Annotated in this window: 22 protein-coding genes and 1 tRNA gene; 12 read left to right on the forward strand and 11 right to left on the reverse strand. The window is 46.6% G+C overall.

All coding sequences use genetic code 11. The annotated features are described in order from the left end of the window. Positions 1 to 47 precede the first annotated feature (47 nt). The 3 genes from ACH10T_RS02685 to ACH10T_RS02695 all read left to right on the forward strand — a co-directional run bounded on the left by ACH10T_RS02685 (position 48) and on the right by ACH10T_RS02695 (position 4,360). Positions 48 to 2,036 carry a PAS domain S-box protein gene (locus ACH10T_RS02685; RefSeq protein ID WP_394807789.1) on the forward strand — a complete coding sequence of 663 codons (1,989 nt, stop codon included), beginning with the start codon at positions 48 to 50 and terminating at the stop codon, positions 2,034 to 2,036. A gap of 80 nt (positions 2,037 to 2,116) precedes the next feature. Continuing rightward, entirely contained in the window at positions 2,117 to 4,096 is a 1,980-nt protein-coding gene (locus ACH10T_RS02690; RefSeq protein ID WP_394807824.1) for a response regulator, read from the forward strand. A gap of 33 nt (positions 4,097 to 4,129) precedes the next feature. Beyond that, a complete protein-coding gene (locus ACH10T_RS02695) occupies positions 4,130 to 4,360 on the forward strand; it encodes a sulfurtransferase TusA family protein (RefSeq protein ID WP_305264207.1) in 231 nt (76 codons plus the stop codon). Between the two features lie 392 nt (positions 4,361 to 4,752). Here ACH10T_RS02695 and pmbA read toward each other — a convergent pair whose 3' ends face one another. Next, a complete protein-coding gene (gene pmbA, locus ACH10T_RS02700) occupies positions 4,753 to 6,111 on the reverse strand; it encodes a metalloprotease PmbA (protein ID WP_394807790.1) in 1,359 nt (452 codons plus the stop codon). Between the two features lie 135 nt (positions 6,112 to 6,246). Here pmbA and yjgA point away from each other — a divergent pair, with 135 nt between their 5' ends. Both yjgA and ACH10T_RS02710 read left to right on the forward strand, forming a co-directional pair. Continuing rightward, a complete protein-coding gene (gene yjgA, locus ACH10T_RS02705; RefSeq protein ID WP_394807791.1) occupies positions 6,247 to 6,759 on the forward strand; it encodes a ribosome biogenesis factor YjgA in 513 nt (170 codons plus the stop codon). Between the two features lie 317 nt (positions 6,760 to 7,076). Continuing rightward, a complete protein-coding gene (locus ACH10T_RS02710) occupies positions 7,077 to 8,126 on the forward strand; it encodes a hypothetical protein (protein ID WP_394807792.1) in 1,050 nt (349 codons plus the stop codon). Positions 8,127 to 8,375: 249 nt separating this feature from the next. On the opposite strand, the gene ACH10T_RS02715 is transcribed toward ACH10T_RS02710, so the two are convergent. Further along, positions 8,376 to 8,846 carry a potassium channel family protein gene (locus ACH10T_RS02715; RefSeq protein ID WP_394807793.1) on the reverse strand — a complete coding sequence of 157 codons (471 nt, stop codon included), beginning with the start codon at positions 8,844 to 8,846 and terminating at the stop codon, positions 8,376 to 8,378. A 171-nt stretch (positions 8,847 to 9,017) separates the two neighbouring features. Here ACH10T_RS02715 and ACH10T_RS02720 point away from each other — a divergent pair, with 171 nt between their 5' ends. Then, positions 9,018 to 9,818, forward strand: coding sequence for a YiiX/YebB-like N1pC/P60 family cysteine hydrolase (locus tag ACH10T_RS02720; protein ID WP_394807794.1), 801 nt, complete (start codon positions 9,018 to 9,020; stop codon positions 9,816 to 9,818). A 15-nt stretch (positions 9,819 to 9,833) separates the two neighbouring features. Here ACH10T_RS02720 and ACH10T_RS02725 read toward each other — a convergent pair whose 3' ends face one another. The 6 genes from ACH10T_RS02725 to ACH10T_RS02750 form a co-directional block, all read right to left on the reverse strand. Beyond that, positions 9,834 to 11,558, reverse strand: a complete 1,725-nt coding sequence (locus ACH10T_RS02725) for an ABC transporter ATP-binding protein (protein WP_394807795.1) — start codon at positions 11,556 to 11,558, stop codon at positions 9,834 to 9,836. A 50-nt stretch (positions 11,559 to 11,608) separates the two neighbouring features. After that, positions 11,609 to 12,298, reverse strand: a complete 690-nt coding sequence (gene lolD, locus ACH10T_RS02730) for a lipoprotein-releasing ABC transporter ATP-binding protein LolD (protein WP_394807796.1) — start codon at positions 12,296 to 12,298, stop codon at positions 11,609 to 11,611. Further along, the gene (locus tag ACH10T_RS02735; protein ID WP_394807797.1) at positions 12,291 to 13,538 is read right to left on the reverse strand and encodes a lipoprotein-releasing ABC transporter permease subunit; all 1,248 of its coding nucleotides are present in this window, start codon (positions 13,536 to 13,538) and stop codon (positions 12,291 to 12,293) included. The genes lolD and ACH10T_RS02735 overlap by 8 nt, the downstream gene beginning before the upstream one ends. Positions 13,539 to 13,647: 109 nt before the next feature. Further along, positions 13,648 to 14,376 carry a Crp/Fnr family transcriptional regulator gene (locus ACH10T_RS02740; protein ID WP_394807798.1) on the reverse strand — a complete coding sequence of 243 codons (729 nt, stop codon included), beginning with the start codon at positions 14,374 to 14,376 and terminating at the stop codon, positions 13,648 to 13,650. A gap of 501 nt (positions 14,377 to 14,877) precedes the next feature. After that, on the reverse strand, positions 14,878 to 15,123 hold the full coding sequence (locus tag ACH10T_RS02745; RefSeq protein ID WP_394807799.1) for a hypothetical protein: 246 nt from the start codon (positions 15,121 to 15,123) through the stop codon (positions 14,878 to 14,880). Positions 15,124 to 15,212: 89 nt separating this feature from the next. Further along, positions 15,213 to 15,288: transfer RNA gene (locus ACH10T_RS02750), tRNA-Arg, on the reverse strand. A 30-nt stretch (positions 15,289 to 15,318) separates the two neighbouring features. Between ACH10T_RS02750 and ACH10T_RS02755 the strand changes: the two genes are divergently transcribed. The 4 genes from ACH10T_RS02755 (at position 15,319) to ACH10T_RS02770 (ending at position 17,577) form a co-directional block, all read left to right on the forward strand. Then, positions 15,319 to 15,816 (forward strand): MFS transporter, encoded by a 498-nt coding sequence (locus ACH10T_RS02755; RefSeq protein ID WP_394807800.1) that lies wholly within the window; start codon positions 15,319 to 15,321, stop codon positions 15,814 to 15,816. Continuing rightward, a complete protein-coding gene (locus ACH10T_RS02760; RefSeq protein WP_394807801.1) occupies positions 15,783 to 16,553 on the forward strand; it encodes an MFS transporter in 771 nt (256 codons plus the stop codon). The genes ACH10T_RS02755 and ACH10T_RS02760 overlap by 34 nt, the downstream gene beginning before the upstream one ends. A gap of 15 nt (positions 16,554 to 16,568) precedes the next feature. Then, complete coding sequence (locus ACH10T_RS02765; RefSeq protein ID WP_394807802.1) at positions 16,569 to 17,102, forward strand: peroxiredoxin; 534 nt, start codon at positions 16,569 to 16,571, stop codon at positions 17,100 to 17,102. A gap of 103 nt (positions 17,103 to 17,205) precedes the next feature. Continuing rightward, positions 17,206 to 17,577 (forward strand): TraR/DksA family transcriptional regulator, encoded by a 372-nt coding sequence (locus ACH10T_RS02770; protein WP_394807803.1) that lies wholly within the window; start codon positions 17,206 to 17,208, stop codon positions 17,575 to 17,577. 20 nt (positions 17,578 to 17,597) lie between these two features. Here the strand turns inward: ACH10T_RS02770 and ACH10T_RS02775 are convergent, their stop codons facing one another. From ACH10T_RS02775 to ACH10T_RS02785, 3 genes are read right to left on the reverse strand one after another with little or no spacing between them, the layout of a single operon-like run. Next, entirely contained in the window at positions 17,598 to 18,146 is a 549-nt protein-coding gene (locus ACH10T_RS02775) for a Smr/MutS family protein (RefSeq protein WP_394807804.1), read from the reverse strand. Between the two features lie 46 nt (positions 18,147 to 18,192). Beyond that, positions 18,193 to 19,143 carry a thioredoxin-disulfide reductase gene (gene trxB, locus ACH10T_RS02780; RefSeq protein WP_394807805.1) on the reverse strand — a complete coding sequence of 317 codons (951 nt, stop codon included), beginning with the start codon at positions 19,141 to 19,143 and terminating at the stop codon, positions 18,193 to 18,195. A gap of 3 nt (positions 19,144 to 19,146) precedes the next feature. Beyond that, positions 19,147 to 19,806 carry a protocatechuate 3,4-dioxygenase gene (locus tag ACH10T_RS02785; RefSeq protein WP_394807806.1) on the reverse strand — a complete coding sequence of 220 codons (660 nt, stop codon included), beginning with the start codon at positions 19,804 to 19,806 and terminating at the stop codon, positions 19,147 to 19,149. Positions 19,807 to 20,200: 394 nt separating this feature from the next. Between ACH10T_RS02785 and ACH10T_RS02790 the strand changes: the two genes are divergently transcribed. Beyond that, entirely contained in the window at positions 20,201 to 21,409 is a 1,209-nt protein-coding gene (locus ACH10T_RS02790) for an ATP-binding protein (RefSeq protein ID WP_394807807.1), read from the forward strand. Continuing rightward, positions 21,406 to 22,422 (forward strand): ParA family protein, encoded by a 1,017-nt coding sequence (locus tag ACH10T_RS02795; protein WP_394807808.1) that lies wholly within the window; start codon positions 21,406 to 21,408, stop codon positions 22,420 to 22,422. The genes ACH10T_RS02790 and ACH10T_RS02795 overlap by 4 nt, the downstream gene beginning before the upstream one ends. The last annotated feature ends 57 nt before the right edge of the window (positions 22,423 to 22,479 follow it).

Consider the following 22,479-nt stretch of genomic DNA (forward strand, 5'->3'; position numbering starts at 1 on the left):
CTCAAATCGGCTTTAACTGCTTATTCAATTACTTTAAGCCATTACTCATGTCAAGTAACGATCAACCAGCTTCATACCGTCATTATATATTTCAGTTGCTGGTATTAGCTGCTTTGTACTTTACCTTTGGGCATATTAGTTTCTTAATTACTGTCTCGCATTTCATTGCCATCCCGGTTTTCTTTGTGGCTGAAGGTCTTGCACTGGCCGCTATCATCCTGTTGGGGCGCAGGGTTTGGCCAGGTATTTTTTTGGGACAGCTCGCGCTCGCTTTAAGCGCCGGCCTTGAGTTTTTGCCATCCCTGACTATTTCTGCCATTAACAGCATTGAAGCAGTGATTGGGGCAACCTTGTTTAAACACTGGAAGCTTGATCCGGCGCTTAGCAGCGTACATGACTTCAGTCACCTGGCTACCTTGATTTTTTTAATTCTCCAGCCATTTAGCGCCACCTTTGGCACTGCAACACTGCTATTCTTTAATGTCATTCCAGAATCACAGAGCTACTTACAAGCCTGGGCTTACTGGTGGTTTGGGAACTGCTTGGGGCAACTCCTGGTTACCCCATTTTTACTGATTCTTTTTTCCTCGTTCGCCCGTATCAAAAGTATCCTGCTATCCACTCAAAGCGCGACCGTGCCGATTGTTCTGATGCTGCCTTCAACCTGGCTGGTTTTCGGCGACACTCCTATCGGCGGCATTGCCCTGGCGCTAGTCATCTATGTTCCCCTTTTGCTATGGGTTGCGATCAAAAGCGGACTAGCCATCGTATCCCTTATTTGCAGCGGAATTACCGTACTGGCATTGTTTGAGACATCACGCGGATTCGGCCCCTTTGTCGTGAATGAGAATCCGCAGATTTTCGACATGAATATCTTTGTCCTCGGCATCTCGCTCACAGCACAGTTTGTCAGTGTGCTATTTGCTGAGCGCAACCAGGTTGAAGCAGAGTTGCGAAAAAGTGAAGCCAAGCTTTACGCGATCATTGATTCATCCCCTATACCCAAGGCAGTTAATGATGAACACCAAAATATCATCTTTTTAAACAAATCATTTGTTCAATTATTTGGGTATACATTGAAAGATATACCCACATTGGCTGATTGGTGGCCGAAAGCTTACCCGGATAGCGCATATCGCCAATGGGTGGCGGAAGCATGGGCCAGGAATCTGGAAAAGGCATCAAGGGAAAATACGGATTTCGAGCCTATTGACGTCGTAATCCGCTGTAAAGATGGCTCGCTACGTAATGTCATTGCAATGGCCTCGCCGCTTGAATCTCCGGCATCCCCCAAAAATTATCTAGTCACCCTGATTGATATCACATTACGCAAGAATCTGGAAAACCAGCTCATCAAGAGTCATAAATTTCTCGAAGATTTATCCAATAATATTCCTGGCTTTATTTACCAGTTCCAGCTTTTCCCCGATGGGAGAAGTCGCTTACCTTATGTCAGCAGAGGAATAATCGACGTTCTGGGCATTCACCCTGAAAAAGTGATCTCAGATGCTTCTCCTGTATTTTCACTCATTCATTCCGAGGATTCTGAAACACTGAAGCTGTCGATCCAGGAATCTTCAAATACACTGAATGATTGGCACTCCGAGTTCCGGATCATTACCGCACAGAATGAAATCAGGTGGATACACGCACAATCAAAACCTGAAAAACAGACTGATGGAAGTATCATCTGGAATGGCTATGCTACAGATATCACGGAACAAAAAAATATATCCCTAAAATTTGGAGCTTTACTAGACATTGCCAGTGATGGCGTCCATATTCTGGATGAAGATGGAAATATTTTGGAATTTAGCCGTTCATTCGCCACGATGCTCGGATATACCAACGAAGAAACTGCCCGGCTCAATGTGATGGACTTGGATGCCATGATTCCGAAAGAAAAACTGATCAGCGCGGTGCGTGAAGTCTCGAAAACGCCGCGCGTTTTTGAAACGCTTCACCGGCGTAAGGACGGCACTATTTTTGATGTTGAAATCAACGCCAGAAGGCTGGAGATTTCAGGAAAAAACTGATTTATGCCTCTTCACGCGATATTACCAGTCGCAAACAACATAGTAAGGAGCTGGAATACCAGCGCCTACGCTTATCCAATATCATTGAAGGGACGCATATCGGCACCTGGGAATGGAATGTGCAAACCGGCAAGGTTATTTTCAATCAGCGCTGGGCCGAAATGATTGGTTACACCCTCGATGAACTTGCACCCGCATCCATTGAAACCTGGCTCAAGTTTGCTCACCCGGATGATTTAAAGCAATCCGAAGCGCTCCTTAACGATCATTTTTCCGGCAAGATTCCCTATTACGAATGTGAGGCCCGAATGCGTCATAAAGCGGGGCATTGGATCTGGGTACTGGATCGTGGCAGAGTATCGAGTTTGACAGATGACGGCAAACCGTTAATGATGTTTGGAACCCATCAGGACATTACTGAACTGAAAGATCGTGAAGCCATGCTGATACAAGCACGCCAGCAAGCAGAAGCAGCCAGCATTGCCAAAACCCGTTTCTTAGCTATGATGTCACATGAAATCCGCACACCGATGAATTCCGTACTGGGAATAGCATATTTATTAAGCAAAACTTCGCTTGACTCCCAGCAAAACGCCTATTTACGAAACATTAAAGGGTCTTCGAATATTCTGTTAGGCGTCATTAACGACATTTTGGATTATTCCAAAATCGAGGCAGAAAAAATCGAATTGGATAACATTCCCTTCGATTTGAATAGTATCCTGGAAAACCTGTCGGCAATGGCTTCAATAGCAGCAAAAGACAAAGCTGTCGATGTGCTTTTTTATGTAGCGCCCAATGTCCCCAGGAATTTTACCGGCGACCCGTTACGGCTGAGTCAGATATTCGTCAACCTCACTAACAATGCGATTAAGTTCACCGACCAAGGTGAAGTGATTATCCGCATCACGATTGAGAACACCAAAGATTCTGAAACGGTCACCCTTGCTTTCAGTGTAACTGACAGCGGCATCGGCATAACCAGTGAACAGATGGCGGATCTTTTCAAAGCTTTTTCGCAAGCCGATAGTTCCATTACACGCCGTTTCGGCGGTACCGGCTTAGGCTTGTCCATCTCACATCGGCTGGCTCAGCAAATGAACGGCGATATCGTGGCCGAAAGTCACTATGGCCAAGGCAGCCGGTTTCATTGTACGGTTAAACTGCATCAGATAGACCATCACCAGGAGCCATGGGTATCCCTCCCCGACCATCTTCGGTCGCTTAAGGTGATGATTATTGATGATCATGCAACCACCCGCGCAGTACTCTCGGAAATAGTGCAATCTCTGGGCTGGAACACTGTTGCTATCAGCAGTAATGCTGAAGCCATTAAACAGCTTGCTGAACCCGCTCCCATTCCATTCGACTTGCTGCTGCTCACCACACGTTTGGCCAATACAGAATATCTCGAAACCCTCCACGCGATTGAGGTTGCGCTACCTGATTCATATCGGCTTAGGATCATACTGATCACCAGCAATTTAGAGAATTCTCTATTTTCAAAAGAGATCGAAACTCAAGGGATGATCAGCGTCCTGATCAAACCGTTCACGCCATTAAGCCTGGTTGATACCGTCGTAGCGCTTTTTAGCGAAACCGCTGGCAAGGCCGGCCAAAAGCAAACAGCCGGCGTTGCTCAAAAGCAATTCGCCGGTGCGCATATCCTGGTTACCGAAGACAATGAAGTCAATCAATTATTGATGTCTGAGTTGTTAAGTGACTTGGGGGTAACCGTGAGTCTTGCGAAAAATGGCGTTGAATGCCTGGATTTACTCAAAACATCAGAATCTCACCCGTTCGATTTAATTTTTATGGATATACAGATGCCGGAAATGGATGGATTGGAAGCAACCCAGCACATTCGACAAGATTTACACCTGACTGATATGCCAATTATCGCGCTGACCGCTAACACTATGAAACATGACCAACAAGAATTCCTCAGAGTGGGAATGAACGCTTTCCTGCCTAAACCTTTTAACCCGGATCAACTCCATCAAATTCTTGATCGCTTCTTGAAGAAGGAAAGTAACAACGATCAGAAAGAGATTCTTTAGAATCTGATACCAGCCAATTTACTTTACCGGAAAATGCAGAAAATAGACAAAGAACTGGACGCGCGCGGCTTGGTTTGCCCATTACCCATCTTACGCACCAAACAATCGCTGGCCGGAATGACCAGCGGGCAAACCTTGAAAATTGTTGCCACTGATCCGGGTTCCGTGATTGATTTCCAGGTTTTTGCCGAGCAGACGGGGAATGAATTATTGTCTTTGTCGCAAACCGCGGATGAATTTATTTTTATACTCAAAAAACGCTAAGTGAAGGTGCGTATTGTTATGGACATTATGCATGACAATCTCCGATGCTCAGCCGTGCCGCGCCATCCGGTCGTCCCTCCCTGCTTGCTTGCACTGCTGTTGTTCTCTTCCCTCCGGGTTTTTTGCTCACGGGAAAGCCAGATGGCTATCCACTGACTGAAGAAGAAAAACACAACCGGAAATCGAGGGGGTTAAGGCGATTGTCCGGGTGATTCGCATTCCGGTACGCGACACGGCAGTTCAGCGGTTGATTGAAATAGCTGCCGCCGCGCAGCACGCGGAGGGCGTCTGTTTTTTCTCCTGCGCGGCACTGAACCTTATAAACAAACACTGTGGCACTGTGCTAAAACTTGATCCTTCCACTCAAATCAGCAAACAGACATTCAATACTTTCAACCACCGGCTATGGTCATGTGATCAATCAGAACTGATCCGCACTGTTTCGATCCGCGGACTATGACGTCGTCACCAATCGCCAGAATTCCCTGAAACATATTCATCAAATTACCAGCGATGGTGATTTCTTCTACCGGGTAACTGATTGCGCCGTTTTCAACCCAGAAGCCGGAAGCGCCGCGCGAATAATCACCCGTCACCGCATTGATGCCATGCCCCATTAATTCCGTTACCAGCAGGCCGGTACCCATTTTCTTTAATAGCGCATCAAAATGCATCGGCGCCGCATTCTGCATAATCAGATTATGCGTGCCACCGGCGTTTCCAGTTGTGCGCAACCCCAGTTTCCGGGCCGAATAACTACTCAGAAAATAACCCTGCACGATGCCATTTTCCACCACCTTGCGTTCGACTGTCGCCACGCCGTCATCGTCAAATGCGCCGCTGGCCAGCCCTTTGTGCAGATGCGGCAATTCAAGAATCTGAATATCGGGTGTAAAAACCTGTTGTCCGATGCTATCCAGCAAAAAGGAAGATTTCCGGTAAAGATTGCCGCCGCTCACCGCCGATGCGAAATGTCCGATCAGACCGGAAGCGATTGGCGCTTCAAACAATACCGGCACTTCACAGGTGGCGATTTTTCTTGCGCCCAGGCGTGCCGCGCTACGCATACCCGTTTTTTTCCCGATGCTTTCCACCGCTTCCAGATCAGCGGCATCACGCGCAACGCTATACCAGTAATCCCGCTGTTTGCTATCGCCTTGTTCAGCGATCATGGCGCAACTGATACTGTGGCGGGAAAGCGGATATCCCCCGATAAAGCCCAGGCTATTCGCATAGATAAATTGCGATTCACTGACTGAAATCGTGGCACCCTCGGAATTAGTAATGCGTTTATCCGCAGCGTAGGCCGCTTGTTCACACTCTTTTGCCAATTCGATGGCCCCCTCGACATTCAATTCCCAGGGGAAGTACAAATTCAGGTGCGGGTATATTTGCGCCAATAGCTCTGCATCCGCCAATCCGGCACAATCGTCGTTCGCGGTATAGCGGGCAATCGACAAAGCGGCAGAAACCGTATCGCTGATAGCTTGCGGCGAGAAATCGGAGGTGCTGGCATGGCCGCGCTTCTGCCCGATATAAACTGTCACCGACAGTCCTTTGTCACGATTGTATTCAATCGTTTCAACCGCACTTTGGCGCACTGTAACGTTTTGACCAAAACCATCGGAGACATTGGTTTCACAAGCAGTCGCACCACCTTTCTTGGCATGCGCCAAAATGTCTTGGGCAATCTGTTGCAGTGTGCTGAGCAGATAAGAGAATCGGGAATCTGAAACGGGTAAATTGTTCATAAATAGCGTTGTGACAGAGAATTTAAACTGGATTTTAGATAAAAAGCTTCAATCGTTAAAAACAAATCAAAGGCGAAAATATTCTTGTAAAGCGCTATGATAGCAGCTTCTTGACACCGCATTACACAGGTTACCGTGCAAAACACCCCGGAAAACGATATCGAACAAGACACAACGCCGAGCAAAACCCGGCGCAAGAAAGACATGCACGCATTGCAGGAAATTGGCGAGCAACTGGTAGAACTGGATCAAAAGAAATTGAGCGAATTTGATCTACCGGAAATTTTAGTCGACGCCATCAACCTTGCCCGCCCCATGAATAAACACGGCGCACGCCGCCGGCAAATGCAATACATAGGCCGCTTGATGCGAGAAATTGATGCGCTGCCGATCCAAGAAAAGCTCGATTCCTGGCATCAGGTATCGGTGCACCAAACCGCCCGGCTGCATCAGCTCGAACGCTGGCGCGAACGTCTTCTGGCCGATGAACACGCACTCACCGAGTTTGCGCAAAAATACCCGGCTGCCGACTTGCAGCATTTGAGATTATTGATCCGCAACGCCCATAAGGAAAAAGCGGCGGATAAACCGCCGAAAAGCTTCCGCTTATTGTTTCAGGAGTTACAAGAAATTATCGCCAAAACTTGAGAAAACAGGCCCTCGGGCATGCCTATCTGCAATAGCGCCAACTGTTCTAAACAGGCCATTGACGCATTATAGCTTTGCAATTGTGACAACAAACAAGCTGGCAATAATCGCCGAAACTTCAGGATAGATCAATATCAGCTATTTGCACTTATTTCCCGCTCCGATGAAATTTCTTTCTGGATACACATATATCCAGCTTAGCAGTAACAAAATCCAAAGTTTGTTCAATCAAATCGGCGATACCATGATAAATTATCAGTATCCTAAAAAAAGCTGTTACGTTTAATTACATTTTTTCGTCGTACGGGGAGTCATTGATGAACGAGTTTATTGCCAAAGTGTTGAAATTTGTTTCGATTGAAGCATTGATAGAAAGAGGCTGGCTAGAGATCGTGCAAATTTTAATGCCCGTTTTTATTTTAGCTTTAGTATTTCTTGGGTTGAGTTTTTTTATTCAAAACAAGCGATGGAAAACCGCGGCTTCCGTTGTATGCGCTGTCCTGGCACTGGTTTATTTGCCGTATGAGCTCTATCGCCAATCGATTGTATCAGCCAGAGCGGATGCGAATGTTAAAGAGATTCATGGCAACCTGCAGAACATATTAAGTTCCGCCAATCTAAGCCACATGGAAGCTATTGCGGATAAAGAAGTTGCTACCGACATGCTGGATCAACTGATTCTTGGTCTCGACCAGGAGAAGAAAAAAGATCTTCTGCTGATTGCGTGGTTGGTTGCAGAAAATGAGAAAGATGCGCTTAGCCAAATTGATGGTAAGCAAAAAGTGCTCACCGATGACATCAAATCCAGCTTGAGTGCGGCCAAAACAGAAATTATCGACTCACGCCCTCCTATAGAGAAAATCTCTGACACAATCGTGAAGAAGCTGGATGATGATGTCAAGCAATTAGTCGAAAAGAAGATGCAAGCATTTAAGCAGGAAATTGACAGCTCATTGGATGGCTTCAAAGAAGGCATCAATACCTTTGTCCAAGGTGAGCTCAACAACTATCAGGAGAAATTAGCTGGCATTACCCAACAAAACGTTGATGAATTAAAAAATTACTCCGGCAAAGCCAATCAGGCTTTTGCTGATCAGGCCAGAAAAATCAATCAAGAATCAATGAAGAAACTGGATGAAACAAAACAAAGTATTGATGGAATTGGCGTCACAATTTCGGATATCAATTTAAAGAATATTGCTCAGCAAGTTAAGCAACTTTCGGCTTCGTTAGAAATTGCTCAGAAAAAGAATGACGTTTTATTTGAATATAACGAATGTATGAGAACTGCTGGACTACTAGATTTGGGCGGCAAGGTAGAACACTGTAAAACTAAATTGAATCAGGATATGAGCACCCTGAAATAAACCGAATAACAAACTTGTATGGATAGTTTTGTATTCCACAAAATCGATCCATCCAAGTTTTGAATTGATTTATACGGTATTTTTCTACCCGATGAATCCAGAAATTTGTGAATTCATCGGGTTCTTAATTTTCAGTTAGCATCAACATCTCAAGATTACTATTTTTTGAAACGTCAAAATTAATGTTGTTTTAGTGGCTTCTATGCCTTAATTTTGCACAGCTCTCAAGAAAGAATCCTTCATTATTTGCTAATCTTCGGAATTGCGTTCCGATTGTGTCAATAGATGCGGCCATAAACGTTGCATCGCCAGAAAGGTAAAAGAAGCCGACCAAGTAATCATCGCTAACCCTGCCAAGCCTTCAGCAGCAGTCAATATGCGTATGGCTCCAATCGGCAATAAATCACCAAATCCGACCGTCGTATACACAACGGATGAAAAATAAATAAAATCAAACCAACTACCCTCAGTCATTCCGGTGATATGCCCCAATCCCACGCCATGCTGCATGACGATATAGCCCAAAGCAAATATAAGAATTTCCAGCACATGCGCTACCAGTAGTCCAAGCATCACAACCAGCACTCCAATGCGTTTATGCATATGTATTCCTACCGTGCGGCTTAAGAAACGCAATGCCTCGTAATGCAATACTACACAGACTGTCACAATAACCATGGAGATTGCTAATGCCATCAAATAGGAAGTATGTTCATTCATTATTAACAGGTAAATTCCCTATCACAAAACGCATCGTAGACACCTATAATAGAAGTTGCTTTCATTGAATAAAATTTTGATGTTTAAATTGTTCGATGCGTCGCTGTTCTACCTCACATTGCCATGTGAATAGCGAAAACAAGCCAATACTTATCGTCATAAGGAGAATTCATGGGCCAGGTAACTGAAATTGTAGGCCGTGGTCTGGCACGGTTCCTAACCAAGCCGGTGCGGCAAAGCACTCAAGTTGCTACGATCAGCCAGGAAAAACTCGCAGCAGCCTTGCAACCCGGAGATGTCCTATTGGTTGAAGGAAATACCCGTGTCAGTGTCGCTATCAAATATCTTACGCAATCCACTTGGTCACATGCAGCCCTGTACATCGGCGATGTATTGCCTTCCAGCACACCCTGGCAGCTACCTCAGGTACTGATTGAAGCCGATCTGAAGGAAGGAGTGCGCGCAATAACACTGGCACATTATGCGCAAATGCACACTCGGATTTGCCGTCCTGTCGGTTTGAACGATGAGGATCGCAAACGGGTTGTCGATTATGTCATTGCACGCATCGGCCAACACTATGACCTAAAACATATTTTCGATCTCTTACGCTATCTTCTTCCTACTCTACCCGTTCCCACGAGATTCCGCAGACGCCTCCTGGCACTTGGCAGCGGCGACCCGACACGCGCAATCTGTTCAACCCTGATCGCGCAAGCGTTCGAATCGGTGCGCTATCCGATCTTGCCGGAGATTCAACGCACTTGGTCAGATAATCCGATGCAAGCTGATTGCTATGCAGAGATCTACCACATACGCCATCATAGTCTGTACACACCGCGCGATTTCGACATATCGCCCTTCTTCGACATTATTAAACCAGTGATCGAAAATGGCTTTGACTACCGCTCGCTTGCCTGGAGTGACGCCACACACAAGCTCGAGCAGATTCCATGCAAATCAACCGAGTAAATAGCATTTAAATTTCTAACTGCTGAGTTCGTGATTCATGTGCGCTGCCTGCGATAACGGTTCAGCCACGCCATTGGAAAGTATAAACACACGATCTGCCGCATTGATGACAGCCGGTTGATGCGAAACAGCAATAACCGTCAAATCTTTGGCCAAATTCTGTAGTGTTTCGCAGATAGTTTTTTCGCTTTCCGGGTCCAGTGCGCTGGTAGGTTCATCCAGAATTAAGAAGGATGGGCTGTGAGCCAGCGCCCGCGCAATGGCGACACGCTGGCGTTGTCCGCCGGAAAGTAACCCGCCGCGCTCACCCACGACCGTTTGCAATCCTTCCGGTAAAGCACTGACAAAATCCCAAGCACCGGCCTGACGTAACGCTCGCTCTGCATCGACGGCAGTCAATGCGGGCTCTCCGACCAGAATGTTATTCATCACCGTATCATGTAACAAAATAGTGTCTTGCGAAACATAACCAATCATGTGGCGCCATTGGCGAAGATTGATGTCATGCAGCGATACGCCGTCAATCTGAACTTCGCCGGATTGCGGCTCGGCCAATCCACAGAGTAGATCCAGCAAAGTACTTTTGCCGGCGCCGGATGGCCCCATGACCGCAGTGAATGAGTTGATCGGTATTTCGATATTCAGATCTTTGAAAATAGTTTTCTGGCCATAATCAAATTTAACATGCTGCAATGTAATGCCTTTTTGCAGCGTAGGTTGCAGGGTTCCCGTTGCCCTCTCCGCCGCCGCGCGGGCGTCTTCGGCAGCCTTACGTAAAGCCCAGTAAGCACTTTCTTGCGCGGCCAGTTGCTGGTGTCTACGCTGTGTCTTATTCAATAACCCCAAAATACGCGTCAGCAAAAAAACCATCAACATGACTTCCGGCAAGGATAATTGCCAGACCACTAATGCGAGATATAAGCCGCTGGCTGTCAGAGCGGCTAGTATGGGCTCTTGTAACGCGGTTAGCGCAGCTCTATTCATCACTTCCCGGCGCGTAGCTTTTTCCAAGTGCTGCGTTTGTTCGTGCAGAATTGCGTCGGCAACATTGTCACGCGCCATGGCTTTCAGCGATTTCACCGAGCTGAGTACATCGGATAAGTACGTTAATAAATTACGTAGCAATAGGGTTTGCTTGTTACCTGCACGCCGGGTTGCACTGACTAAGCGGTTCAACGCAATTAATAGGAATAAGCCGATAATTAATGAGGCCAGTGTCGCTTCCCATGAAATAAATAATGCTACGATGGCGTATACCAGTACTTGAATAGCGAGCGCAAGCACGTTGACACTGTGCTCAAAACCGTTGGCTGCACGATAAGCTTCTGTCGCAACCGAGTTAGCAAGTGCTCCAACGGGTTGCCGTAAATAGTATTGCCACCGGCTAGCCAACAAAGCTTCAATAAGATCCAAACGTAAGGCCGTCGCCACATGCGCAACGGTGTAACCTACCTGACGATTGGCCAACAGCAACACCACACCTTTGAGAAACATACCACCAACGATAATGATCAAGATCGCATCCAGCGTGGGTTCAATGCCGATATCTTGCAGCGCTTTCTCCATGAATTTACCGATGCCCGAATCGCCCGATTCGCCTGAATCACCGACAGCGATCGATAATAAAGGCAGCAGCGCTGTTAAACTCAGCCCTTCAGCGATACCGGCAATCAGCAGCGCAACCAGAACAAAAGCGCTGCGCCGGGGAAAGACCATGATGTACGTAAATAAAGTACGCATAAACCGACTATAAAAATGGAGGAAAGATCGGTGGTTTGTTTACGTAGTCGTTATGCATTGGGGATATCGCATAAAACGCCGTCGATCAATTGCTTGATTTGTTGGGCCCGATTGGCAAGGCGAGAATCGTGCGTGACAATGACCAGGCTGGCATTAATTCTATGGTTTAACTCCAGCATCAAATCAAAGACGCTTTCAGCTGTCTGCCGGTCAAGATTTCCGGTAGGTTCATCAGCCAGAATGCAGACGGGTTGTGTAACCAATGCACGCGCAACCGCAGCACGCTGACGCTCACCGCCGGATAATTCACCGGGGGTATGCGTCAGGCGATGACTCAATCCGACTTGTTTCAAAATATCTTCTGCCCGGTCATACGCTTCCCGGTTCGGCAGGCGACGAATCAGCAGCGGCATAGCCACATTTTCCAGCGCGCTAAATTCCGGTAACAAATGATGAAACTGATAGATAAAGCCGAGCGAACCATTGCGTAACCGGCAGCGCTCTTCTTCATTGATTTGCGCGATATCTTGTCCGAGAATCCGGATATCCCCGCTTGTCGGCGCATCCAATCCGCCGAGTATATGCAGCAATGTGCTTTTACCGGAACCAGAAGCACCGACAATTGCTAACATTTCCCCTTTAATCACGTCCAGATTAACGCCCTTTAATACGGGAACTACCAGATCGCCCTGGGAAAACTGTTTGACCAGATTGCGGCAAGAGATAACGGCATCATTCATAGCGTAGCGCCTCCGCCGGATTAACTTTGGAAGCACGGTAACTGGGATAAATCGTTGCCAGCAGACTAAGGACAAATGAGGTCACAGCAACAGTGGTAATATCTGCCATCTGCGGATCGGTTGGAATCTTGCTGATGTAATAAATCTCCCGCGACAAGAACTGAACATGGAACAAACTTTCAATAAACGCCACCACCTCACCCACGTTGTAGGCTAACAGCATACCGCCCGCAACTCCCAGAATAGTGCCAAAAACGCCAATAAAAGTTCCCTGCACAATGAATATTTTCATAATGCTGCGTGGGCTTGCACCGAGGGTACGTAATATCGCGATATCCGATTCTTTGTCGGTCACCGCCATTACCAATGTGGAAACAATGTTGAATGCCGCCACCGCAATAATCAATGCAAGAATCAACGACAACATGCGTTTCTCGATCTGGATTGCACGAAAATAATTAGCATGCTGTTTTGTCCAGTCACTGATATAGTTGTCGATCGTCAGCATTGCGGGTAATTCTTGAACAACTTGGGGTGCCAGAAACAAATCCTTCAGTTTTAGACGCACACCGGAAACATCATCGTTATCCATACGATAAAGTTTTTGCGCATCGAACATGTGAATCAGAACCAATCCGGAGTCATATTCAAAATGCCCTGCTTCGAAGATGCCGACCACGGTGAATTGCTTCAGCCGAGGCAAGATGCCTGCTGGCGTGACTTGCCCTTGCGGCGAAATTAAAACAATTTTATCCCCGAGGAAAGTACCCATAGACCGCGCCAATTCCATGCCGATGACAATACCAAATTCGCCCGGCACCAGACTATCCAGCTTTCCGCTTGCCATCATCCTCCCAAAATCCGCCACCTTGTCCTCCATCGTTGGCAGAATACCGCGCACAACAACGCCCTGAACAACTTGGTTGTGCGATAGCATACCCTGCGCATTGACATACGGCGCGGCAGCTTCTACGAATGGGTGCTTAACGGCTTCTTCTGCGGTTTGCTGCCAGTGACCCAGATTGCCATGAATGCTGCCGATCTGCACATGCGAAGCGACGCCTAGAATCCGTGTACGCACTTCTTTCTGGAAACCGTTCATGACCGACATGACCGTAATGAGCGCCGTCATTCCCAGCGTGATGCCCATCAGAGAAATCAATGAAATAAACGAGATGAAATGGTTGCGTTTTTTGGCACGCGTATAGCGTAAACCAATGAAAAGTTCATAAGGGGACACGAATTTAATAGACCCGTAATAAGTTCAACTGCGAAGTTTGCCACATTTAAGCGCGGCATAACAAATAATCAAGAAATTGTAATCAGGAATTGTTACTGCAGGATTTCCGTTAGAAATCGCCGCGTACCGCATTAACCATTTCTGTCAGCTTGGCTACGTCCAGTACATGTAAATCATGCCCTTGACGCATAATAAGCTTACTTTTTACCAGCTTATTCAGTTCTCGCGATACGGCTTCACGATGCGTGCTGACCAAATTGGCGATTTCAGTCTGGATTGGCGCCGGAGAGATGATTGCAGCATTCGCAGATATCATGTGATTCCTTGCCAGACGCAGCAATTCCGACTGAATGCGATTACGCACAGCCAACGTGCTGTAATCATAAACGCGTTCGGTCAAGCGGCGAACTTGCCCGGTCAAGCGCTTCAGAATGGTTTCGGCTATCTGTCGATTGGAATAAATCAGATTCTGAAAATCCAGCGCATGCATCGACGCCAGCAATACACTGGTTCTGGCAATCACGGTTGCTGAGCGTGGATAGCCATCAATCGCCGTCAATTCACCAAACATTTCACCGGTAGACAAATCACATAAAATAACTTCCTGCCCCAACAAACCATGATACATGACACGAATTTCACCCTGCACAATGAAGAAAGCACTGTTGGCGTGATCGTGATAGCGCACAATCTCATTCCTGGCTTCATAACGATGCCACTGACAAGCAGCCGCAACCATTTCAATATCGGTAGGTGACAGGCATTGAAATTCCTTGATAACAGACAGCATAGCATGAGCTCGCTCAGCCGGTATATTTCGTGTGGTCATCTCGCTCATATCCAATGCTCAAGAAAATTTCTTCCCCAATCAGCCCGGTAATTTTAAACACCTCTGCTTTCCCCTGAAAAGGGTAATGATATATCAATCCGAAAGGATACTCTGTTTAGTGGAGCTAATTAACAAAACCGATTGTCTGGGAGTTCCTTCGTAGCAATGAGGATAAGACGAGTATTTAAAGATTTAATCAACAGTCGTTTTATGCTGTCATTGACGTAATAAGCTTTATGTTTTAATTTGCAATCGGTCTAATTTTAGTTAAGCATACAACTCGTACCCACCATTTACATTTCAGAGAGGAAGAACATGGCCGTCTATTCCCAAGAAGGTCACCGAGCGCTTAGTCGCCGGAATCAAGAAATATCAACCTATCCTTGCTGCTGCTAAAATACGAGATGTCGGTGAGGCAGACACCGTCACAATCATTAAGGATATGCTGAGCGATGTTTTTGGATACGACAAGTACTCTGATCTTACATCTGAATATGCGATTCGCGGGACTTATTGCGACCTTGCAACTAAGATAGATGATGTCCTGCAAACGCTTATTGAAGTGAGTTCTCCAACAGTGACTTTGTCGGCTTCTTGTCTGTTGATGAATACGCCTCTATCCATTTCAGATTCAATGAGTCTTGCCCATTTCTGAGCATCCGCTTTGGTTTTATAGGTTTTTGTAATTGCAGGGATTCCGACCTTTCTTATTTGTACTTTGAAAGTGCCCGACTGTGTTTTTGTAATTGTTGCCATTTTCGCCTCTCTGCACATAGATTGTGCTGAATTTGTGACGAAATAGACATTCAGTGGATAGAAATCAGGATCTAAGTTGTTGTTTTTATTGGCGCCCTGAACACGAATCGAACGTGCGACCTACCCCTTAGGAGGGGGTTGCTCTATCCACTGAGCTACCAAGGCGAACTGGGTATTTTACGCTAATATCACACGATGAATAAACCTTATCAGCTGAATCCTTTAGATCCAGTCGTTTCAAGACGACTACCTAGAACAGTGATTGTTCTCGGGTTGGTCAGTTTTTTCAACGACTTTGCTTCGGATATCGTTGTGCCGCTGATCCCGATCTTGTTGGCGACTGTGCTGTCGGCAGGTCCCATTGTGCTGGGGTTGATTGAAGGGGTTGCGGATGCACTGGCTTGTTTTCTGAAATTATGGGCGGGACGGCATTCCGATGTAATGAGCGGGCGGCGTAAAGGGCTGGCGATGTCGGGTTATATGCTTTCTAATCTGGTGCGCCCGTTGCTTGGATTGGCGGGCTCCTGGGTCACCGTATTGCTGCTGCGCAGTGTTGATCGTATCGGTAAAGGGTTGCGCAGCGCACCGCGCGATGCGATGGTGGCCGATGCGACACCGCCGTATATCCTCGGGGCTATGCGTTTGGTTTTCATCGCGCGTTGGATAATGCTGGTGCGGTTGCCGGTGCATTGACTGCGGCGGCAATACTGGCGTGGTCGGATTTAAGTTTAAGTGAGGTGATTCTGTGGTCAGCGGTTCCCGGTTTTGTCGCAGTCGCGCTGTTGGGCGCAGGTGTGAAAGATGAGAAAACCAATCAAGTTCAGCGAACAGAATTGCCGCGTACACTGCCGCCGCTGCGCTGGTCTGCTTTGTCTGTGCCGATGCAGCGCTATTTATGGGTACTGATGCTGTTCACGTTTGCGCGCGCTTCTGAAACTTTTATTTTGTTATTCGGTCATGAATTAGGTATTGGCGTTGTTGAATTGCTGCTGCTATGGGCGGCGCTGAATTTTGCCAAGGCCATCACTTCCACGCAAGGGGGGCAATTGGCGGATCATTTCGGACGCGGCGTTTTGATTCTGATTGGCTGGTCAGCGCTTGCGGTATCGTTTCTGGCATTAGGCCAGGTAACTACCAGCAGCGGATTGTGGATGGTGAGTATTTTCTACGGCTTGTTGATAGGATTGAGCGAAGGCGCGGAGCGTGCCTTGATCAGTGATTATGCATCGCCCGATGAGCGTGGCACGGCTTTTGGCTGGTATCATCTGGTCAGCGGCATTGCCGCCATCCCGGCGGGATTGTTATTTGGGATAATTTGGCATGTATTCGGCTCGGCAGTGGCATTTTTGTTTGCCAGCCTGTTAGCGCTGCTGGCAATCGTATTATTACGGCTATGGGCCTGGCCGATGCGGCATTACTATAACGAATAAGGACGAATAAGTATCATGGAATGGTTAACTATTATCTTGTCGGTGTTTGCGTTGGCATTCATGTTCTGGTTTTTTTCCACAAATAAGAAATCACTTGAAGTGGGACAATCCGCGCCTGCTTTTAAATTGGCGGATCAGCATGGAAAAATGCATTCGCTGTCTGATTTTCACGGGAAATGGCTGGCGTTGTATTTTTATCCGAAAGACGATACGCCCGGATGCACCAAACAAGCTTGCACCTTTCGTGATGGCCTTCAGGAGCTGACGGATTTAGGTGCTGAAGTGATCGGAGTCAGTGTGGATGACACGAACAGTCACGCTGATTTTGCTAAAAAATATCATCTGCAATTCCCGCTTCTGGCGGATATCGCAGCAGAAACTACAGCACGCTACAATTCCCTGATTCACCTGGGCGTTGTCAAATTTGCCAGACGCAATACATTCCTGATCGATCCGCAGGGGAAGATTGCCCGTGTTTATCTGTCGGCAAGCGCGGCACGAAATTCTGCAGAAGTGATCAAAGATTTAAAGCAATTGCAAGCGGTATAACCGACGGCAGGATTTCAATGGATTGATGTTCTGTTGACTTCCATCAAAGATTGAATTTTCCACTTCATACAACATGTATGAGATTTCACTAAAGAGGTACAGGATGGCAAATTTTACTGAAGATCAATTGACACAACTTAAATCTGCATTACACAAACGCTATTTGGATTTGCAGGAAGATATTCGCAACGAGCTGGCACATACCCAAGATATTCGTGATTTTGATCTGATGGAGTATTTAAACAATATTCCCGATGACGTCGATACTGCGCTGGTTGACCGGCAGATTAACGAAATGCGCGAATTGGAAATATCCCTCAAGTACTTGAGCGAGCTGGAGTTCGGTGATTGTATTGATTGCGGCGATGAAATCGGGTTTGAGCGGTTGCTGGCGTATCCATCTGCCCAGCGTTGCATTGAGTGCCAGAGCCAATATGAAAAGTCTTTTCCGCAAGAATCCAACCCTTCGTTATAAACACGGACTATTGCCAAAGTTTATGTACTGACTTTGAGCAAAATCAGAATAGCGCCGCCACCGCCGTCTTCTAGTTTGGCCTGGCAAAAAGCCAGAACATCAGCACGCTGCATCAACCAATTCCCAATTCGGATTTTCAAAACCGGCTCGCGGTTTTTTGAACTCAATCCTTTGCCATGAATGACACGGACGCAGCGATATTTTCTTTGCGCACACATACCCAGAAAAGCGCTTAACTCCTGCCTGGCTTCGTCACGCGTGAAACCGTGTAAATCCAGATTATCCTGGATTCCCCAGTAACCACGCCGTAAACGCCGCAGTGTCTGATGTGACATGCCCGGCCGCAGATACGACCATTCATCTCCCGCTTCAATTTCCATGGCGATATGATCTGAAAGGGTATCTTCAGTGACAGCCTGTTCAGGGTACTTTTCTTTCCGGGGAATCGGAGGGACTTTTGAACTGCTAGGGGCGAGCTTGTCTGTGGCAGGTAATGGCACAACATCCCGCATTGCTGCGTGAAATAACGCCATTTCGTCTTCATCCTTGGCAGAATCTTTTTTAGCCATTTAATTACATCGTTGACTCGCTGTGGCTTGGTCTCCGATTTATGATCTACTTCAGATTGTCGAGATATTTTTCCGCATCCAATGCCGCCATACAACCACTGGCAGCGCTGGTTACAGCCTGACGATAGATGTGATCCTGTACGTCGCCCGCGGCAAATACGCCAGGGATGCTGGTCGCCGTCGCATTACCCTGACCGCCGCTACGCGTAACAATATAGCCATTTTCCATTTGCAATTGTCCAGTAAAAATATCGGTATTGGGTTTATGACCGATGGCGATGAAAACACCCTGCAAATCTATCGTTTGCGTGGAATCATCCTTCGTGCTTTTAATGCGCATGCCGGTAACGCCGGATTGATCGCCCAGCACTTCATCGAGCACGTGGTTCAGCGCCAGTTTAATGTTGCCGCTGCGGGTTTTTTCCATCAATTTATCAATCAGAATTTTTTCCGAGCGGAATTGTTCGCGCCGGTGAACTACCGTCACACTGCGTGCGATATTGGCCAGATAGAACGCTTCTTCCACTGCGGTATTGCCGCCACCAATCACGGCGACATCTTGCCCTTTATAAAAGAAGCCGTCACAGGTCGCGCAACCGGAAACGCCTCGCCCCATAAATGCTTCTTCTGAAGGTAAACCGAGATATTGCGCGGAAGCACCGGTGGCGATGATCAGTGCATCACAGGTATAGGTGCCTTGATCACCGATTAACGTAATCGGTTTTTCAGTCAGTTTTGCAGTATGAATATGATCGAAAATGATTTCTGTATGAAAACGTTCGGCATGTTTCTGAAACCGCTCCATTAATTCCGGGCCTTGCACGCCCATCGCATCCGCCGGCCAGTTGTCCACATCGGTCGTTGTCATCAATTGCCCGCCCTGAGCCAGCCCGGTGATCACGACCGGATTCAGATTGGCGCGTGCGGCATAGACCGCAGCGGTATAGCCGGCAGGGCCGGAACCCAGAATAAGCAATGCACTGTGTTTGGTTGTCATAATTTATTTGCGAAGTAAATCGAGAACGATATTGTACTCGTAAATGGGCAAGTTTCCTTGCTGGCCGATATTCTTGGCAATCATCGCGGATTTCTCCGCAGCGGATTTCGCGTTCAGCAATAAATCGATTTTATTAAGTTTCTCATCGGGAAAATACATTTGTGTCGTCAATGCGCGATAACCTGGTTTTGAGATTTTTAAGTGAATATGCGGCGGCCTAATCCAAGTCCCGCTGGCTGGATAAGCGCCGGGCATCACAGTTTTAAAGCGGAAGAAACCCTTGTCATCAGTTTGAATGATCGCCCATCCCTGGAAGCTTTCATCCAATTTAGCTTTGTTGGGATCGCGTGGATGACGGTAACGGCCGTTGGCATCCGCTTGCCATATGTCCAGCATTACATTTTCAACCGGGCATCCAGTAACATCCGTAACTTGGCCACTGACGATAATGTATTGGCCCTGAGCAACACCCGTATGCCCCTCAATTTGCGTTAAATCGGCATCTTTGTCATTTTGATCTTTTACCGGATAGAACGGCCCTTCTGTTTCATCGGGTGTCGGTATCAGCGCTAATGCTTTAGCAAAGCTATAGCTACCAAGTACACTGACCACGCTGCCTAGCAGGCTTAATTGGATCAATTTTCTTCTGGAAATTTTTTTCATGGAGCTTTCAGCACGATTAGTTCATAACTATTAATTACTTAATTAATGAGCAATATACTCACGTTGTTTAGAATCAACAATTGATCCCAGTTTTTCTGATCCATCATTTTTTTTGATGACTTTACTTGATGTTCGTTCAGATTAATTAATCCAAATTGTGCTGCGCATTCCGTAATCCTGGCTTCTTCAAACATCCCTCAATGGAAATGTACTGCGAAAAGTGAATGGTATCCGGTAGCATCCAACTATTTACTGGCTTTTGGTTGTAGAATAAGACAAAAATTAAATCTTGTAAGCTGCTGATGAAACATGTGAATTCTGCCAATAACCGCTTAACCAAAAAAAGTATTAGATAAATCCCGAGTTGTGCCTGATATGGAATAGAAAAAACAAAATGAAGCAATTTACCGATCAAGAGCTTGAAGCACTACTCAATGAGATTGAGTCTGATCTAACGGAAAGAAAGAGATCCTTTGGTAAGGATGTGTCTAAAAAAGCGCGGCAAGCGGTGTGTGCTTTTGCTAACGATTTGCCAAATCATAATAAACCCGGCGTTCTTTTTATAGGTGCTGAAGATGATGGTTTGCCCTCAGGTGAACCTATTACGGATGAATTGCTTCGTAATCTGGCAGATATGAAAACCGACGGCAATATTCTCCCATTACCGGTGCTTTTTGTTGAAAAGCGAGTACTTAAGGATGCGGAGATGGCGGTGGTTACCGTAATGCCATCCGACATGCCACCTGTAAAATATGAAGGGCGCATTTGGGTTCGAACTGGGCCTAGGCGCTCTATTGCCAATGCTCAAGAAGAACGTATTTTAAATGAGAAAAGAAGGTATAAGAATCTTCCATTTGATATTTATCCCGTTCCTTCAGCAAAGTTGACAGACCTTTCAAAAGTTATTTTTGAAAATGAATATTTGCCTGTAGCGTTTGCTTCCGATGTACTGGAAGAGAATAACCGGAGCTATGAAGAGCGCATGTCATCTTGCAAGATGATTGTTTCGCCGGATGATACGACGCCAACCGTGCTGGGCTTACTGGCAATTGGTAAAAGCTCGCAGGATTTTCTACCGGGTGCATATATTCAATTTTTGCGTATCGATGGTACGGAACTTGAAGATACTGTAATTGATGAAGAGAACATAGGCGGCGCAATGGTTGAGATGCTTCGTCGCGCTGAAGAAAAGCTTAAAGCGCATAACCGTTCAGCAGTAGATATCACCTCCGCGCCAACACACCAAATCGCACTGACCTATCCGCCAGCGGCGTTGCAGCAAATTCTGTATAACGCAGCGCTCCATCGAACTTATGAAAGTACCCATGCACCTGTGCGTATTTACTGGTTTAACGACCGTATCGAAATCAACAGCCCAGGTGGTCCTTATGGCAATGTGACCGTAGAAAATTTCGGTAAACCCGGCATCACAGATTATCGCAATCCGAACATTGGTGATGTGCTGAAAACTTTTGGTTTTATACAGGCTTTTGGAAGAGGAATCGCTACTGCCAGAAAGGAAATGGAGAAAAATGGTAATCCGGCGCTTGAGTTTGAAACCAATCAAAGTGCTGTTGTATGCACATTAAGGGGAAAGCAATGACGCCACCGGTGCTGACATTTTTTAACAACAAAGGCGGAGTCGGAAAAACTTCTCTCATTTATCACCTGGCCTGGATGTATGCCAGCCTTCGTAAGCGAGTTGTGATTGTAGATATCGATCCGCAAGCAAACCTGACTGCGGCATTTTTGACTGAAGATAAAATCGAGGAAATCTGGAACAACAAAACTCAAGGCTCTACAATTTATCAGTGCGTAAAACCCTTGACCAGTGTTGGTGATATCGCGGACCCGGTGTTGCAAAATATCGCAACAGATCTCTACCTTCTGCCAGGCGATGTCAATTTGTCAGGTTATGAAGATGCATTATCTAACGAGTGGCCTCATAGCATGGGTGATAATAATTTGTATCGCCCTATGCGAATTTTGAGTTCTTTCTGGCAAGTTATGCAAAAGGCTGCATCCAAAGTACAAGCGGACATCATTCTCGTCGATATTGGACCAAATTTGGGAGCCATAAATCGTTCCGTACTTGTAGCAACTGATTATGTTGTGATACCGCTGGGAGCCGACTTATTTTCGTTGCAAGGTCTTAAAAACCTGGGGCCCACATTAAAGAGCTGGAAAAGTTTATGGCAAAAAAGATTGGATAACTGGAAAAACAATGCCGAACATCAAGCTTATCCAGAATTTCAGCTACCCCAAGGAAAAATGCAACCCATCGGCTACCTCTGCCAACAACACAGTGTGCGTTTGGATCGGCCTGTCCAAGCCTATGACAAATGGGTTAACCGTATTCCCAATGTATACCGGGAGTCGGTGCTGGGTGAAGAGTGTGACGAAACAATTACACAAGAGCATGATCCTTATTGTCTGGCCACCATTAAGCATTATCGCAGCCTGATCCCTATGGCACAGGAGCATCGCAAACCCATTTTTAACCTAACATCCGCCGATGGCGCCATCGGGAGTCATGCACAAGCCGCTCAAGCTGCGAAAAAGGATTTTAAAGATTTGGCGGAGAAAATTGCCGCTCAAATTGGAATGGCACTTTGAGAATGGTTGGTATATCCGTGAATCTTTTTCTGGCGTAGTAATGATCATGTTGTTCTG

Source organism: Nitrosomonas sp., assembly GCF_043753625.1.
GTDB lineage: Bacteria > Pseudomonadota > Gammaproteobacteria > Burkholderiales > Nitrosomonadaceae > Nitrosomonas.

What these genes read in the sequence shown, in the direction of transcription:
- ACH10T_RS02685 (WP_394807789.1), top strand. Translation starts at nt 48, where the DNA reads ATGTCAAGTAACGATCAACCAGCTTCATACCGTCATTATATATTTCAG.
- ACH10T_RS02695 (WP_305264207.1), top strand. Translation starts at nt 4,130, where the DNA reads ATGCAGAAAATAGACAAAGAACTGGACGCGCGCGGCTTGGTTTGCCCA.
- pmbA (WP_394807790.1), bottom strand. Translation starts at nt 6,111, where the DNA reads ATGAACAATTTACCCGTTTCAGATTCCCGATTCTCTTATCTGCTCAGC.
- ACH10T_RS02710 (WP_394807792.1), top strand. Translation starts at nt 7,077, where the DNA reads ATGAACGAGTTTATTGCCAAAGTGTTGAAATTTGTTTCGATTGAAGCA.
- ACH10T_RS02715 (WP_394807793.1), bottom strand. Translation starts at nt 8,846, where the DNA reads ATGAATGAACATACTTCCTATTTGATGGCATTAGCAATCTCCATGGTT.
- ACH10T_RS02720 (WP_394807794.1), top strand. Translation starts at nt 9,018, where the DNA reads ATGGGCCAGGTAACTGAAATTGTAGGCCGTGGTCTGGCACGGTTCCTA.
- ACH10T_RS02725 (WP_394807795.1), bottom strand. Translation starts at nt 11,558, where the DNA reads ATGCGTACTTTATTTACGTACATCATGGTCTTTCCCCGGCGCAGCGCT.
- lolD (WP_394807796.1), bottom strand. Translation starts at nt 12,298, where the DNA reads ATGAATGATGCCGTTATCTCTTGCCGCAATCTGGTCAAACAGTTTTCC.
- ACH10T_RS02740 (WP_394807798.1), bottom strand. Translation starts at nt 14,376, where the DNA reads ATGAGCGAGATGACCACACGAAATATACCGGCTGAGCGAGCTCATGCT.
- ACH10T_RS02745 (WP_394807799.1), bottom strand. Translation starts at nt 15,123, where the DNA reads ATGGCAACAATTACAAAAACACAGTCGGGCACTTTCAAAGTACAAATA.
- ACH10T_RS02755 (WP_394807800.1), top strand. Translation starts at nt 15,319, where the DNA reads ATGAATAAACCTTATCAGCTGAATCCTTTAGATCCAGTCGTTTCAAGA.
- ACH10T_RS02765 (WP_394807802.1), top strand. Translation starts at nt 16,569, where the DNA reads ATGGAATGGTTAACTATTATCTTGTCGGTGTTTGCGTTGGCATTCATG.
- ACH10T_RS02770 (WP_394807803.1), top strand. Translation starts at nt 17,206, where the DNA reads ATGGCAAATTTTACTGAAGATCAATTGACACAACTTAAATCTGCATTA.
- ACH10T_RS02775 (WP_394807804.1), bottom strand. Translation starts at nt 18,146, where the DNA reads ATGGCTAAAAAAGATTCTGCCAAGGATGAAGACGAAATGGCGTTATTT.
- trxB (WP_394807805.1), bottom strand. Translation starts at nt 19,143, where the DNA reads ATGACAACCAAACACAGTGCATTGCTTATTCTGGGTTCCGGCCCTGCC.
- ACH10T_RS02785 (WP_394807806.1), bottom strand. Translation starts at nt 19,806, where the DNA reads ATGAAAAAAATTTCCAGAAGAAAATTGATCCAATTAAGCCTGCTAGGC.
- ACH10T_RS02790 (WP_394807807.1), top strand. Translation starts at nt 20,201, where the DNA reads ATGAAGCAATTTACCGATCAAGAGCTTGAAGCACTACTCAATGAGATT.
- ACH10T_RS02795 (WP_394807808.1), top strand. Translation starts at nt 21,406, where the DNA reads ATGACGCCACCGGTGCTGACATTTTTTAACAACAAAGGCGGAGTCGGA.